The sequence below is a fragment of the Pseudomonas sp. LA5 genome (assembly GCF_028640825.1).
Lineage (GTDB): Bacteria > Pseudomonadota > Gammaproteobacteria > Pseudomonadales > Pseudomonadaceae > Chryseomonas > Chryseomonas aestiva.
The window spans coordinates 215,811-228,798 of sequence record NZ_JAQYZY010000060.1 but is presented as its reverse complement, the minus strand read 5'-3'; the positions used below and the strand labels follow the sequence as shown (position 1 = coordinate 228,798).

At 66.6% G+C, this 12,988-nt stretch carries 13 protein-coding genes; 9 read left to right on the top strand and 4 right to left on the bottom strand.

Going from position 1 to position 12,988, the window contains the following annotated elements; genetic code table 11:
- Nucleotides 1–8: 8 nt before the first annotated feature.
- The 3 genes from PVZ72_RS23650 (at nt 9) to glsB (ending at nt 3,208) form a co-directional block, all read left to right on the top strand.
- Nucleotides 9–737, top strand: coding sequence for a response regulator (locus tag PVZ72_RS23650; RefSeq protein WP_405046220.1), 729 nt, complete (start codon nt 9–11; stop codon nt 735–737).
- Between the two features lie 163 nt (nt 738–900).
- Complete coding sequence (locus PVZ72_RS23645) at nt 901–2,217, top strand: ATP-binding protein (RefSeq protein ID WP_273863147.1); 1,317 nt, start codon at nt 901–903, stop codon at nt 2,215–2,217.
- A 76-nt stretch (nt 2,218–2,293) separates the two neighbouring features.
- The gene (gene glsB / locus PVZ72_RS23640; protein WP_443218262.1) at nt 2,294–3,208 is read left to right on the top strand and encodes a glutaminase B; all 915 of its coding nucleotides are present in this window, start codon (nt 2,294–2,296) and stop codon (nt 3,206–3,208) included.
- 185 nt (nt 3,209–3,393) lie between these two features.
- On the opposite strand, the gene PVZ72_RS23635 is transcribed toward glsB, so the two are convergent.
- From PVZ72_RS23635 to PVZ72_RS23625, 3 genes are all read right to left on the bottom strand, one after another.
- Nucleotides 3,394–4,278 (bottom strand): hypothetical protein, encoded by an 885-nt coding sequence (locus PVZ72_RS23635; protein ID WP_273863145.1) that lies wholly within the window; start codon nt 4,276–4,278, stop codon nt 3,394–3,396.
- An 86-nt stretch (nt 4,279–4,364) separates the two neighbouring features.
- Nucleotides 4,365–5,804, bottom strand: a complete 1,440-nt coding sequence (cls, locus tag PVZ72_RS23630; RefSeq protein WP_273863144.1) for a cardiolipin synthase — start codon at nt 5,802–5,804, stop codon at nt 4,365–4,367.
- 28 nt (nt 5,805–5,832) lie between these two features.
- Nucleotides 5,833–6,963 (bottom strand): methyltransferase, encoded by a 1,131-nt coding sequence (locus PVZ72_RS23625; RefSeq protein ID WP_273863143.1) that lies wholly within the window; start codon nt 6,961–6,963, stop codon nt 5,833–5,835.
- A 72-nt stretch (nt 6,964–7,035) separates the two neighbouring features.
- On the opposite strand from PVZ72_RS23625, the gene PVZ72_RS23620 reads away from it, so the two are divergent.
- Both PVZ72_RS23620 and PVZ72_RS23615 read left to right on the top strand, forming a co-directional pair.
- On the top strand, nt 7,036–7,812 hold the full coding sequence (locus PVZ72_RS23620) for a ferredoxin--NADP reductase (RefSeq protein ID WP_187981164.1): 777 nt from the start codon (nt 7,036–7,038) through the stop codon (nt 7,810–7,812).
- 302 nt (nt 7,813–8,114) lie between these two features.
- Complete coding sequence (locus PVZ72_RS23615) at nt 8,115–9,668, top strand: TerC family protein (RefSeq protein ID WP_187981165.1); 1,554 nt, start codon at nt 8,115–8,117, stop codon at nt 9,666–9,668.
- A 169-nt stretch (nt 9,669–9,837) separates the two neighbouring features.
- On the opposite strand, the gene mscL is transcribed toward PVZ72_RS23615, so the two are convergent.
- Nucleotides 9,838–10,287, bottom strand: a complete 450-nt coding sequence (mscL, locus tag PVZ72_RS23610) for a large-conductance mechanosensitive channel protein MscL (protein ID WP_187981166.1) — start codon at nt 10,285–10,287, stop codon at nt 9,838–9,840.
- Nucleotides 10,288–10,513: 226 nt separating this feature from the next.
- Between mscL and PVZ72_RS23605 the strand changes: the two genes are divergently transcribed.
- The 4 genes from PVZ72_RS23605 to radA all read left to right on the top strand — a co-directional run bounded on the left by PVZ72_RS23605 (nt 10,514) and on the right by radA (nt 12,945).
- Nucleotides 10,514–10,753: a YdcH family protein gene (locus PVZ72_RS23605; RefSeq protein ID WP_007162691.1), complete on the top strand. Its 240-nt coding sequence runs from the start codon at nt 10,514–10,516 to the stop codon at nt 10,751–10,753.
- 93 nt (nt 10,754–10,846) lie between these two features.
- Nucleotides 10,847–11,056 (top strand): hypothetical protein, encoded by a 210-nt coding sequence (locus PVZ72_RS23600; RefSeq protein WP_273863142.1) that lies wholly within the window; start codon nt 10,847–10,849, stop codon nt 11,054–11,056.
- Between the two features lie 142 nt (nt 11,057–11,198).
- The gene (locus PVZ72_RS23595; protein WP_187981168.1) at nt 11,199–11,468 is read left to right on the top strand and encodes a hypothetical protein; all 270 of its coding nucleotides are present in this window, start codon (nt 11,199–11,201) and stop codon (nt 11,466–11,468) included.
- Nucleotides 11,469–11,583: 115 nt separating this feature from the next.
- Nucleotides 11,584–12,945: a DNA repair protein RadA gene (gene radA, locus PVZ72_RS23590; protein WP_017639095.1), complete on the top strand. Its 1,362-nt coding sequence runs from the start codon at nt 11,584–11,586 to the stop codon at nt 12,943–12,945.
- Nucleotides 12,946–12,988 lie beyond the last annotated feature (43 nt).

Here is a 12,988-nt window from a genome sequence, read left to right as displayed (position 1 = left end):
GCTCGGCTATGCTCGGCACTTTCCCGCCACGAAGACCTGCCGTGATCCCCTTGCTCATCGTCGAAGACGACACCGCCCTGGCCGAGCTCATCGCCACCTACCTGGGCCGCCAGGGCTATGCCGTGACGGTGATCGGTCGCGGCGACGAAGCCCTGGCCGCGGTGCAGCGACTGCGCCCACAGCTGGTGGTGCTCGACGTCATGCTGCCCGGGCTGGACGGCCTGCAGGTCTGTCGCCAGCTGCGCGCGACCCAGCCGAGCCTGCCGATCCTGATGCTCACCGCCCTGGACGACAGCCACGACCAGGTGCTGGGGCTGGAGATCGGCGCCGACGACTACGTCAGCAAGCCCTGCGAACCGCGGGTGCTGCTGGCACGCATCCGTACCCTGCTGCGCCGCTGCCAGCTGGTCGAGGCGCCCGCCGATGACCGCCTGACGATCGGTCAGCTGCAACTGCTGCCGGGCGAGCGTCAGGTCTGGTGGCGCGACCAGCTGGTGGAGGTGTCGTCCACCGAATTCAACCTGCTGGCGATCCTCATGCGCCATGCCGGCGAGGTACTCAGTCGCGACCAGCTGATCCAGCAATTGCGCGGCATCGAATTCAACGGCGTCGACCGCTCGGTGGACGTGGCCATCTCCAAGCTGCGCCGGCGTTTCGAGGAGCATCCCGGCGAAGCCCGGCGGATCAAGACCGTCTGGGGCAAGGGCTATCTGCTCTCCCGGGCCGAGTGGGACTAGTGTGGTGTCTCAGAAGTTAACTGCACAATTTTGGCGGCGCTTTTTGATTCTGAGCGTCGTTGCCCCTCCTCGCCATAGCCCTGCTATGACTCGTCGCGGCGCCTAGCCCATAAGCAAAAATCACTCGCCAATTCTTGCGCGAACTTCTGAGGCACCACACTTGATGCTCAAGATCCTCGTCCGCCTCTACCTCATCCTGCTGGTGACCTACGGGGCCGCCAGCTACCTGGTGCCCGAGGCGCTGATCAGGGTGTTCGACGAGCGTTACAGCCGCTACGCCCTGGAGCAGTTGCACGGCCCGCTCAGCCTGGCGCAGCGCGCCTTCGTCACCACGCCGCCGGAGCGCTGGCCGGCGGTGCAGCAGGAACTGGCCACGGATCTGGCGCCCATCACCCTGCGCCTGGTCGCGCTCGAGGATCCGGTCTTCACCGTTGCCGAGCGCAGGGCGCTCGAAGCCGGCGAGCGGCAGGTGCGCCTGGGCGACTATGGCGAGCCCAGCGCGGCCCTGGTGCCGCTGCCGGCGGCTCAGGTGCTCTGGGTCGGCATCCCCGAGGCGCCCACCGACATCGCCCTGACCTACTGGGCCATGAACGCCCTGATCGGCGCCGCGCTGCTGGTCTGTCTCTACGTCTGGCTGAGACCGCACTGGCGTGACCTGGAACGGCTGCGGCGTACCGCGGCGCGCCTGGGCAAGGGCCATCTGGGCGAACGCACCGCCATCTCGCCGCGCTCGGACATCGGCGAGGTAGCGCGGGCCTTCGATGACATGGCCCAGGAGCTGGAGGCGCTGATCGTCCAGCAGCGCGACCTGCTCAACGCCGTCTCCCATGAATTGCGCACACCGCTGTCGCGTCTGGAATTCGGCCTGGCGCTGCTGCAGGCCGATCCGCTGCCCGCCGAGACCCAGCGGCAGCTGGAGCAACTGGTGCGTCACGTTCGCGAACTGGATGCCCTGGTCGACGAATTGCTGTCCTTCGCCCGCCTGCAGAGCAGCCAGCAGCCGCCCGAACGCCTGAATCTGGAACTCGAGGCCTTTCTCGACAGCGTGCTGGCCGACTTCGCCGAGGAGCAGGAGCGCCGCGGACTCGAGGTGCACCTGGACGTGACGCAGGCGCCCAGGCGAGTGGAGCTGGCGCCTCGCCTCACCGCCCGTGCCCTGCAGAATCTGCTCGGCAACGCCCTGCGCTATGGCCAGCGCGAGGTCTGGGTAACGGTCCGCGGCGACGGCGAAGAGCTGCTGATCGCTGTCGAGGACGACGGCGAAGGCATTCCCGCGGTGGAGCGCGAACGGGTCTTCGAGCCCTTCTATCGCCTGGATCGCAGTCGCGACCGCGCCACCGGCGGCTTCGGCCTGGGCCTGGCCATCAGCCGTCGCGCAGTGGCAAACCAGGGTGGCCGCCTGGACCTGAGCACCGGCGCTGGGTGTGGCGCCCGGTTCGAGATCCGCCTGCCGCTGCAGCCGCGCCTGGGGCTCGCCTGAGGCCGCCGCGGCCCCTACACTTGGCGCCCCCGCCCGTTTCGGAATCGTCATGGCAGAGCCCTTCGACCGCCAGCCGCTGCAACCCCTGCTCGACCGTATCGCCGCCGCCGCGCCGCGCCATTTCGGCGAAGGCGCGGTGGCCGACTACATCCCGGCCCTGGCCGAAGTGGCACCGGATCAGTTCGGCATCGCCGTCTGCGACGTCAAGGGCCAGGTCTGGCGCGCCGGGGCGGCCGACACGGCCTTTTCCATCCAGTCCATCTCCAAGGTACTCAACCTGGTGATCGCCATGCAGCGCCTGGACGAGCCGGACATCTGGACCCGCGTCGGCCGCGAGCCCTCCGGCCATGCCTTCAATTCCATGGCGCAGCTGGAAGAAGAGAAGGGCGTGCCACGCAATCCCTTCATCAACGCCGGCGCCGTGCAGGTCTGCGAATTGCTGGTGTCGCGCATCATGTCGATCCACTGGATGATGCGCGAACAGGCGCGGCGCCTGGCCGGCAATCCGGCGATCAACTTCGACGACCGCGTGGCCCGCTCGGAGATGGAGCACAAGGCGCGCAACGCCGCCCTGGCCTATCTGATGAAGGCCTACGGCAATCTCCATAGCGAGGTCGATGACGTCCTCGACGTCTATTTCCATGGCTGCGCCCTGGCCATGAGTTGCGTCGACGTGGCCCGCGCCTTCGCCTTTCTCGCCAATGGCGGGGTCAATCCCCAGGATGGCCAGGTCGTGGTGACGCCCCAGCAGACCCGCCAGCTCAACGCCCTGCTGCTGACCTGCGGCCTCTACGATGCGGCGGGCGACTTCGCCTGGCGCGTCGGCCTGCCGGGCAAGAGCGGGGTAGGGGGTGGCATCGTCGCCATCGTGCCCGGGCAGATGAGCATCTGCGTCTGGTCGCCCCGGCTGGACAGCTACGGCAACTCGGTCGCCGGCCTGCGCGCCCTGGAGACCCTGGTGGAAGGGCTGGGCGTGGCGCCGCTGGGCTAAGAAGCTATTCACGATCTGCTGCGCGTTGGCCAAACGGCGTTGAAAAGCCCCTGGAAGGCCAGCCCCGCCGGAATGCGCATTTACGACAAGTAAACTCGAGCGTGAGCCCGGTCCGCTTCCTCAGGCCTTATCGCGGGGCCGCCTAGGCCTTGTTTGGCTCTAGCTCGCGAGATCGTGAACGGCTTCTAATAGGCCATGGATAGACTGAGGGTCACCTGGGGCACCACGCCGTCGGTCTCGCCCTCCGGACCGCTCAAGTTGCGCAGGGCGCCGTCGCGATAGAGCGCCAGGGCTTCGGCGCGAGCGCTCCAGCGCGTCTCGCCCCAGCGAAAGGGCTGCTCCAGAGCCAGGCCGGTGCGCGCATAGAGGCGGTCGCCGGAGTCCGCTCCATAGAAGCCGTTCCAGCCCACCCCCAGGGCGCTGGGGAAGCTCAGACGCAGGCCGCTGGCCGAGAGATCCAGGCCTGGTTCCAGGCTGCCCTGGGTGTAGAGACCGCTGTCACCCTGGGTGCGGGTGGTCACCGCCAGTCCCGGGCGCCAGGCACCCAGGCCCGTATCGGCCTGGTAGGCCAGGGTCAGGCTGGCCTCTTGCGTGGTGGCGGCGACGTCGTTGGGGCTGCTCTTGACCGTGTAGACGAAGCCGATCCTCAGACCCTCGGCCGGTGACACCACCAGGCCCACCAGGTTGTTGCTCTCGTACCAGCGTCGCGGGCTGACCCGTTCCTCGCTGGACGGGCTGTGCAGGCCGTTGCTGCTGCTGAACACCAGCCAGGCATCGGCCACGCCGTCGCTTCCCTGGTGCAGATCCAGCGCGAAGCCCGCCTGCAGGTGCAAGGGGATGCGGTCGAGGCTGGCCGCGTCGTCATCGTAGTTGCCGCGGGAGAAGTCGCCGTTGCGCACGTCCATGCCCAGTTGCGGATGGAAGCGCCCGGAGTTTTCGCTGACCTCCACGCTGCCCAGGGCGGCGTCTTCGCTTTCGATGGAGGGTACGCTGCGCGGCGCGGCGGTGGCCGTAAGAGCCAGACCACCTGCCAGCAGGCAGACGCAACGCAGGGGCGAAAAGAATGGCATGGCAGGCGACTCCGGGGGCGCGGGGCGCTCCGGGCGTGGCGCCATGAGCTATCGGACCGAGCCGTCGCAGAGCGGGTTCCGAGGCCCTAGAGCACCGGCGAGAACACCCGCGCCACCCGCATGGCCACCCGCCGCCAGCGGCGCAGGGCGGTGTTGTCCTCGGGGGTGAGTTCGCGGGAGCGACTGAAGTCCTGTTCCAGCATCTTGCGCACCTCCCAGGCGAAGGCGACGTCCATCACCATCACCATGACCTCGAAGTTGAGGCGGAAGGAGCGGTTGTCCAGGTTGGCGCTGCCCACCGCGGCCACGTCCTCGTCGATCAGCACCACCTTCTGGTGCAGGAAGCCCGGTCCGTAGCGGAACACCCGCACCCCGGCATGTACCGCTTCGAAGGCATAGAGGTAGGAGGCGGCATAGACCACCTTGTGGTCCGGTCGCGAGGGCAGCAGGATGCGCACGTCGACCCCGCGCAGGGCAGCCAGGCGCAGCGCGGCCGAAACGGCTTCGTCAGGGATGAAATAGGGCGTGGTGATCCAGACCCGGTGGCGCGCCGAGTGGATGGCCTCGACAAAGAACAGCGAGCAGGTCTCCTGGTCGTCCGCCGGCCCGCTGGGCACCACCTGGCAGAGCACACCGCCCTCTTCGTAGCGTTCCGGCAGCAGCAGGGTGGGCAGCCGCCGGGTGACCCAGTACCAGTCCTGGGCGAAGGTCTCCTGCAGGGTGGCCAGGGCCGGGCCGCGCAATTCCAGGTGGGTATCGCGCCAGGGCGCCAGGGGCGGCTTGAGGCCCATGTATTCGTCGCCGACGTTGAGCCCGCCGGTAAAGCCCACCTCGCCATCGACGATGACGATCTTGCGGTGATTGCGGAAGTTGACCTGGAAACGGTTGATCAGCCCGCGTCTGTTGCTGAAGCCCTTCACCTCGCAACCGGCCTCGCGCAGCTTTTCCACATAGGCGCGCGGCAGGGCATGGCTGCCGATGGCGTCGTACAGCAGAAAGACCTGGACCCCGGCGCGGGCCCGGTCGAGCAGGGTGTTCTGCAGGGCCAGGCCGAGGGCGTCGTCGTGGATGATGAAGAACTGCACCAGCACCACCTTCTGCGCACCGCGGATGGCCGTGAGGATGGCGGCGAAGGTTTCCTCGCCGTTGATCAGCAGGCGCACCTGGTTGTTGGCGACGCAGGGGGTACCGGTGAGGGCGGTCATGGCCCTGAGCTTGCGATTGGCCGCGCTGCACTGCTGGGCGGCCATGGCCTCGGCGATCCAGGGCCGCCAGTCCAGCTCGGCGGCCTGCCGCGCCATCTCCTCGTCGGCCTGGCGCCGCGCCTTCACATAGCTGTCGAAGCGCCGCCGGCCAAAGACCAGATAGGGGATCAAGCTGAGGAAGGGCATGAACACCAGCGCCATGGCCCAGGCCATGGCGCCCTGGGCGGTACGCACCGTGATGATGGCGTGGATCGCCGCGCTGATGCCGATCAGTTCGAGGACCAGGGCGATGTAGTGGAGATCGAGGGGCAGGGAAGGCACGCGGGCAGCTCTCGCTCCGGGGTGGATGTCAGAGAGGTTGGACCGCCCTGAGCACCACGAATTTCGGGGTGGCCGCGATCTGTTCGACGCGCTTGAACAGCCGCTTGAGCTTGGCGTGGTAACCCAGGTGGCGATTGCCCACCAGCCAGAGTTCGCCCTGCTCGGTCAGCGCCGCTCGCGCCTGCTGGAACATGCGCCAGGCGAGGAAGTCACCCACCACCTGCTGCTGGTGGAACGGCGGGTTGCAGAGGATCAGGTCCAGCGACCGCGGCGGCTGGTCGGCCAGGCCGTCGGCCGCGCGGATCGCCACCGGCCGGTCGCCGAAGGCCGCGGTCCAGTTCTCCCGTGCCGACTGCACTGCCATGTAGGACTCATCCACCAGGGTGAATTGCGCCTCCGGATTGGCCAGGCCACAGGCCAGTGCCAGCACGCCGTTGCCGCAACCGAGATCGGCTACCCGGGCCTGGCCCAGTTGCTGAGGCAGGTGCGGGAGGAAGGCACGGGTGCCGATATCCAGACCCTCGCGGCAAAAGACGTTGGCGTGGTTGACCAGGGTCAGCGGCGGTGCCTCCAGGCGATAACCAGTCGGGTAGGGCGAGGTCACCGCTGGTCGCGCCTCGGGCGTGGCGGTCAGCAGCCGCGCCTTCTTCACCGCCAGCGACGCCTGCACCGGACCGATATGCCGCTCCAGCAGATCGCCAGCGGCGCGGGGCAGGTGCTTGAGCATGCCGGCGGCGATCACCCGCGCACCGGGCGCCAGCTGGCCGTGCAGGCGGATCAGTTGTTCCTCCAGCAAGGCCAGGGTCTTGGGCACCCGTATCAGCACCAGATCGAAGGGACCGCTGGTCGCCTCGCTGGCCGGGACGAAGGTCACCGCCTCGGCGGCAAGGCCGTTGCGCGCCAGGTTGGCTACCAGCGCCAGGGCCGCCAGGTGCGAGTCGCCACTGGAGGTCACCCGGGCATGGGCGGCGAGGCTGGCGGCCAGGGCGCCGAAGCCGTCGTTGAGCACCAGCACCCGGGCGGCGGGGTCCAGGCCATCCTCCGCGACCTGTTGCAGCAGGTATTCGTCGGCGGCGTCGAAGGCCTGCAGGGGATCGTCGCGGCGTGGTGGCTGGCGGTCGAGTTCGAGGGTGGCGAAGGGCGAGACGAGAGAAGGCATGGTTTCTGTCGGTGTTTATCGGCGGCTCACTGCGGGACAATGGCGCCAGGCAATCGGGAAAAAGAGGCCAGTATGACCGCCACCGAAGACAAGTTCACCCGCGAGACGATCACCGCCGTCTGGCCCTGGAGCGATAACCTCTTCAGCCTGAGGACCACCCGCGACCCGCGCTATCGCTTTCGCGCCGGCCAGTTCGCCCGGCTGGGCGTGCGCAAGGCCGATGGCGACATCGTCTGGCGGGCCTACTCCATGGTCTCGGCACCCCACGACGACTTCCTCGAATTCTTTTCCATCGTGGTGCCGGGCGGCGCCTTCACCAGCGAGCTGAGCCGCCTGCGCGAGGGCGACGAACTGCTGGTGGAAAAGCAGCCCTACGGCTATCTCACCCTGGAGAGATTCGGCGGCGGTCGCGACCTCTGGCTGCTGGCCACCGGCACCGGTCTGGCGCCCTTCCTGTCGATGCTGCAGGAACCCGACACCTGGGAGCGCTTCGAGCGCATCGTGCTGGTCTACAGCGTGCGCGAAGCCCGCGACCTGGCCTACCAGGCCGTCATCCGCGGTTACGGCGAGGTGGAACACCTCGAAGGCCTCACCGACCGCCTGGTCTATGTCCCCGTGGTCACTCGCGAGGAGCATCCCGGCGCCCTGCGTGGCCGCATCACCACCCTGATCGAGAACGGCGAGCTGGAACGCGCCGCTGGCGTCGAACTCTCGCCCGAGCACTCGCGCATCCTCATCTGCGGCAATCCGGAGATGGTCGACGACACCCGCCAGTTGCTCAAGACCCGCGATCTGCAACTGGCCCTGAGTCGCCGACCCGGCCAGGTGGCGGTGGAGAACTACTGGTAGATAGGGTGCGGCGTTTCAGAAGTCACTGCACAATTTTGACGGCGATTTTTGCGTGTACTTCTAAAACACCACACCCGGCGCAGCGGCTTCTTTACGTTTTCTTCACAATTGGAAAAGGTTGGGCCTTTAGTTTTGGGCCCGCCTTGCTCTAGGATCGGAATTTCCAAGGCTACCTTTCGAGTTCCGATGAGCAGTGACAGATCCGAGCCGCCCCCGGCCCCTGTGCCAGGTGCGGCTGACACCCCCTCCCGCCTTATCCCCTCCGTGGCCGTTCGGCCCCTTCAGACGGAGGTCCGCTGCTGATGGAATGGATCGCCGATCCCACCGCCTGGTTGGGACTGCTCACCCTGATCGTCCTGGAAATCGTCCTGGGCATCGACAACCTGGTCTTCATCGCCATCCTCGCCGACAAGCTGCCGCCCGCGCAGCGTGACAGGGCGCGGGTGATCGGCCTGTCGCTGGCGCTGATCATGCGCCTGGGCCTGCTGGCCAGCATTTCCTGGATGGTGACCCTCACCGAACCGCTGTTCGAGGTCTTCGGCAAGGCCTTCTCCGGTCGTGACCTCATCATGCTGTTCGGCGGTATCTTCCTGCTGTTCAAGGCCACCACCGAGTTGCACGAACGGATCGAGGGCCATACCCACAAGACCGGGGGCAATCGCGCCTACGCGGCCTTCTGGCCGGTGGTCGCGCAGATCGTGGTGCTCGACGCCGTGTTCTCGCTGGACGCCGTCATCACCGCCGTGGGCATGGTCGAGCACCTGAGCGTGATGATGATCGCCGTGATCATCTCCATCGGCCTGATGCTGGTGGCGAGCAAGCCGCTGACCGCCTTCGTCAACGCCCACCCCACGGTGATCATGCTGTGCCTGGGCTTCCTGATGATGATCGGTCTGAGCCTGACCGCCGAAGGCCTGGGATTCCACATTCCCAAGGGCTATCTCTATGCCGCCATCGGCTTCTCGATCCTCATCGAGCTGGCCAACCAGGTGGTGCGCTGGAAGCGCAAGCGCCAGTTGCACGAGCGCCTCGGCATGCGCGAGCGGACCTCCCAGGCCGTGCTGCGCCTGCTGGGCGGTCGCCTGCGCGAAGACGAGGTGGACGAGGACATCGCCGAGCTGATGGACGGCGAGAAGGGCGAAGGCCCGATCTTCGATCGCCGCGAGCGGCTGATGATCAGTGGTGTGCTGCAACTGGGCGAGCGCCCGGTGCGTACGGTGATGACCGCCCGCGCCGACGTCGACATCCTCGATGCCGACGCCGCCCCGGAACGCCTGCGCGAGCAGCTGCTGGCCTCGGCCCACTCGCGCCTGCCGCTGGTGGTCAACGGCAACATCGATGAACCCCTGGGCTACGTGCACAAGAAGGAGTTGTTCACCGACATCCTGCAGGGGCAGACCCCCGACCTGCGCAATCGCGTACGTACACCCATCCATCTGCCAGCCCAGGCCTCGGTGCTCAGCGCCCTGGAGCAACTGCGTGCGGCCTCGACCCACGTGGCCTTTGTGGTCAACGAGTTCGGCGGCTTCGAAGGTTTGCTGACCCTGACCGACATTCTCGAGGCCATCGCCGGCGAACTGCCGGATGCCAGCGAGGACAGCCTGCCGGAGCTGGAAAAGGTGGAAAACGGCTATCGCGCCAGCGGTGGCCTGACGCTGCATCCCCTGGCGCAGCGCACCGGCTTCCAGATCGCCGAAAACGAGGACTACCAAACCCTCGGCGGCCTGGTGGTGGACCTGCTGGGGCGCCTGCCGGTGGCCGGCGATCGCCTGGAATACCAGGGCTGGCAGCTGACGGTGGAGTCGGTCAAGGATCGGCGGATCGGCTGGATCCGCCTGGAGCGACCCGCCTCCTAGCGAGGCGGGCGTTGTGTAAGCCTGTTCAAAGGCTGCGAGCTAGAGTCAAACAAGTCGAAAATGGCTGAGGAAGCGGAGTTTACAAGTCGTAAATGAGCATTCCGACCGGGCTGGCGACCCAGGCCATTTTCAACGCAGGTTGGCCGACGCGCAGCCGCCTTTGAAAGGCTTACAGCGGGTTGACCGGCGGTTCCTGCTTCACCACAGGGGCCACCGTCGGCTGGCTGTTCTGCTCCTTCAGCAGATCACGGATCTCGGTCAGCAGCACCTGATCCTTGGTCGGACCGGACGGGGCGGCCTCCTGATGCAGACGCAGGCGGTTGAGCACCTTGATCGCCATGAAGATGGCGAAGGCGATGATCACGAAGTCGAAGATGGTCTGCAGGAACTTGCCATAGGACATCACCACCGCCGGCTGGTCGCCCATGGCCGCGCGCAGGGTGATCGCCAGCTGCGAGAAATCCACGCCCCCCAGCAACAGGCCCAGTGGCGGCGTGATGATGTCGGCCACAAAGGACGACACGATCTTGCCGAAAGCCGCGCCCAGGATGATGCCGACCGCCAGGTCGACCACGTTGCCTCTCATGGCGAATTTCTTGAACTCGGCAATGATGCTCATGCTGCACTCCTTTGGATGGTTTCGAAGAGACGATAGACGATTGTGCTCGCTTCGCTCGGGTTTGGAACCCTGCGAGCGGTCCTGAGGTTCCCCGGCAGCGGCAAATCGCCGCGAAATCGGCAGCTGGTCGTGGCTGTCGCACTTTGTCGAAGGGGCCGGGTCCACCCTTGTACGCCGAGGGCTGCAACCCTCGCGACTTCCACTTCTCGCCCCCAAGGAGCCCCTGATGGTTGCCAAACACGACCTGCACAAAGACTTTCCCGAATACGCCGAGCAGCTGGACAGCCGTCCCCAGACCGATGCGGCCTTTGCCAAGCTGCTGGAAGACTACGCCAAGCTCGACCAGCAGATCCTCGATCTGGAGGAGGTGGAAGAATCCAGCGGCGACGAGGAACTGGGTCGCCTGCGGCGCGAACGGGTCCTGCTCAAGGACAAGATCGCTCAACAGCTGAAATACCCGTCCTAGCCGTGCCGGGCTCGGCCCTTGGTGCCGAGCCCACGTTTATGCGATTGGCAAGGGCCGCCGGCGTTGCCATCATGGCCTCCCAGGAGAGGACCGATGACCGACGAAGTGGCGATGTACCAGCAGTGGCACCTGTGGATCACCAAGGCGGCCGTGGCAGCCCAGCGCCGTCGCGTACAACTCGAATTCGCCGAATACAGCCGCCTGCTGGCCAACCTGCAGCTGCTCGAACAGGAGCGCTGGCAGCAGGCATTGCCGGTCTGGCTACGGGGCGACGTGGAGATGGTGTCGACGCTCAAGCACTAGCGCCAGAACCTCGCGGCAGACACTGATGACCAGGCGCTGAACGACCAGCGGTACCTGGCGGTCAATGGGGTACCCCAGGCGAATTTCGCCGGGTGAGCGAGGTTTATCCGGCCTACCTGGCCCTCCCAACGAGGATGTCCCCATGAAGCGTACCGCCCTGATCGCCCTGATGATGTTCGCCGCTGCACCCGTATTCGCCAAGGATCTGTGCGCGGTCCAGCTGCAGAAGCTGGACGATGCCAGCAAGATGAAGACCAACATGATCGGCCCGGGCAGTTCCCAGGCCCAGCAGATCGCCGGTTTCCGCAAGAGCGCCATGGAGGCACAGAAGGCCGGCGACGAGAAGAAGTGCATTGCCCAGGCCAACCAGGCCCTGACCATGCTGCGTCAGCCGGGTGGCGAGGGCAACTAAGGCTCAAGCCCGCTTTTGAGAGAGGCGCGCTCCCCCGGGATCGCGCCTTTTTACTGTCTATGCATCCAGTCGTGATATGCTGGGAATCTTCCTTTCTCGACTGGAGAACTTCGCCATGGCCAAGGCCAAGCGTCTCTACGGCTGCACCGAATGCGGCGCCACCTTTCCCAAGTGGGCGGGTCAGTGCGGCGAGTGCGGTGCCTGGAACACCCTGGTGGAAACCGTCGTCGAGACCTCCGCCGTCCCTTCCGGTCGCGCCGGCTGGGCCGGGGCGCAGGCGACCATCAAGACCCTGGCCGAGGTCAGCGTCGAGGAGACCCCGCGCTTCACCACCGACTCCACCGAACTCGACCGGGTGTTGGGGGGCGGCCTGGTGGATGGCTCCGTGGTGCTGATCGGCGGCGATCCCGGCATCGGCAAGTCCACCATCCTGCTGCAGACCCTCTGCCACCTGGCGGCGCGCATGCCGGCGCTCTATGTCACCGGCGAGGAATCCCAGCAGCAGGTGGCCATGCGCGCCCGCCGCCTGGGGCTGCCGGAAGACAAGCTCAAGGTCATGACCGAGACCTGCATCGAGACCATCGTCGCCACCGCCCGCCAGGAAAAGCCGCGGGTCATGGTGATCGACTCCATCCAGACCATCTTCACCGAACAGCTGCAGTCCGCTCCCGGCGGCGTCGCCCAGGTACGCGAGAGCGCGGCGCTGCTGGTGAGATTCGCCAAGCAGACCGGCACCGCCATCTTCCTGGTCGGCCATGTCACCAAGGAAGGCGCCCTGGCCGGGCCGCGGGTGCTCGAGCACATGGTCGACACCGTGCTCTATTTCGAGGGCGAGTCCGACGGCCGTCTGCGCATGCTGCGAGCGGTCAAGAACCGCTTCGGCGCGGTCAACGAACTGGGCGTGTTCGGCATGACCGACAAGGGCCTCAAAGAGGTCTCCAACCCCTCGGCGATCTTTCTCAACCGTGCCCAGGAAGCGGTGGCCGGCAGCGTGGTCATGGCGACCTGGGAGGGCTCGCGGCCGATGCTGGTAGAGGTGCAGGCCCTGGTGGACACCAGTCACCTGGCCAATCCGCGCCGGGTCACCGTGGGCCTCGACCAGAATCGCCTGGCCATGCTGCTGGCGGTGCTGCACCGCCATGGCAGCATTCCCACCTACGACCAGGACGTCTTCATCAACGTGGTCGGTGGGGTCAAGGTGCTGGAGACGGCGGTGGATCTGGCGCTGATGTCGGCGGTGATCTCCAGCCTGAGAGACCGCGCCCTGCCGCACGACCTGCTGGTGTTCGGCGAGATCGGCCTGTCCGGCGAGATCCGCCCGGTGCCCAGTGGCCAGGAGCGCCTCAAGGAAGCCGCCAAGCATGGCTTCAAGCGTGCCATCGTACCCAAGGGCAATGCTCCCAAGGATCCGCCGCCCGGTCTGCAGGTAGTCGCGGTGACCCGCCTCGAGCAGGCGCTGGATGCGCTCTTCGAATAGCCCTGGGCAGCATTTGTAATATTTTTTAAAACTCTCGGCGGGG

What these genes read in the sequence shown, in the direction of transcription:
- PVZ72_RS23620 (WP_187981164.1), top strand. Translation starts at nt 7,036, where the DNA reads ATGACCGCCACCGAAGACAAGTTCACCCGCGAGACGATCACCGCCGTC.
- PVZ72_RS23635 (WP_273863145.1), bottom strand. Translation starts at nt 4,278, where the DNA reads ATGCCATTCTTTTCGCCCCTGCGTTGCGTCTGCCTGCTGGCAGGTGGT.
- PVZ72_RS23595 (WP_187981168.1), top strand. Translation starts at nt 11,199, where the DNA reads ATGAAGCGTACCGCCCTGATCGCCCTGATGATGTTCGCCGCTGCACCC.
- PVZ72_RS23605 (WP_007162691.1), top strand. Translation starts at nt 10,514, where the DNA reads ATGGTTGCCAAACACGACCTGCACAAAGACTTTCCCGAATACGCCGAG.
- PVZ72_RS23650 (WP_405046220.1), top strand. Translation starts at nt 9, where the DNA reads ATGCTCGGCACTTTCCCGCCACGAAGACCTGCCGTGATCCCCTTGCTC.
- PVZ72_RS23625 (WP_273863143.1), bottom strand. Translation starts at nt 6,963, where the DNA reads ATGCCTTCTCTCGTCTCGCCCTTCGCCACCCTCGAACTCGACCGCCAG.
- PVZ72_RS23615 (WP_187981165.1), top strand. Translation starts at nt 8,115, where the DNA reads ATGGAATGGATCGCCGATCCCACCGCCTGGTTGGGACTGCTCACCCTG.
- radA (WP_017639095.1), top strand. Translation starts at nt 11,584, where the DNA reads ATGGCCAAGGCCAAGCGTCTCTACGGCTGCACCGAATGCGGCGCCACC.
- PVZ72_RS23600 (WP_273863142.1), top strand. Translation starts at nt 10,847, where the DNA reads ATGACCGACGAAGTGGCGATGTACCAGCAGTGGCACCTGTGGATCACC.
- mscL (WP_187981166.1), bottom strand. Translation starts at nt 10,287, where the DNA reads ATGAGCATCATTGCCGAGTTCAAGAAATTCGCCATGAGAGGCAACGTG.
- PVZ72_RS23645 (WP_273863147.1), top strand. Translation starts at nt 901, where the DNA reads ATGCTCAAGATCCTCGTCCGCCTCTACCTCATCCTGCTGGTGACCTAC.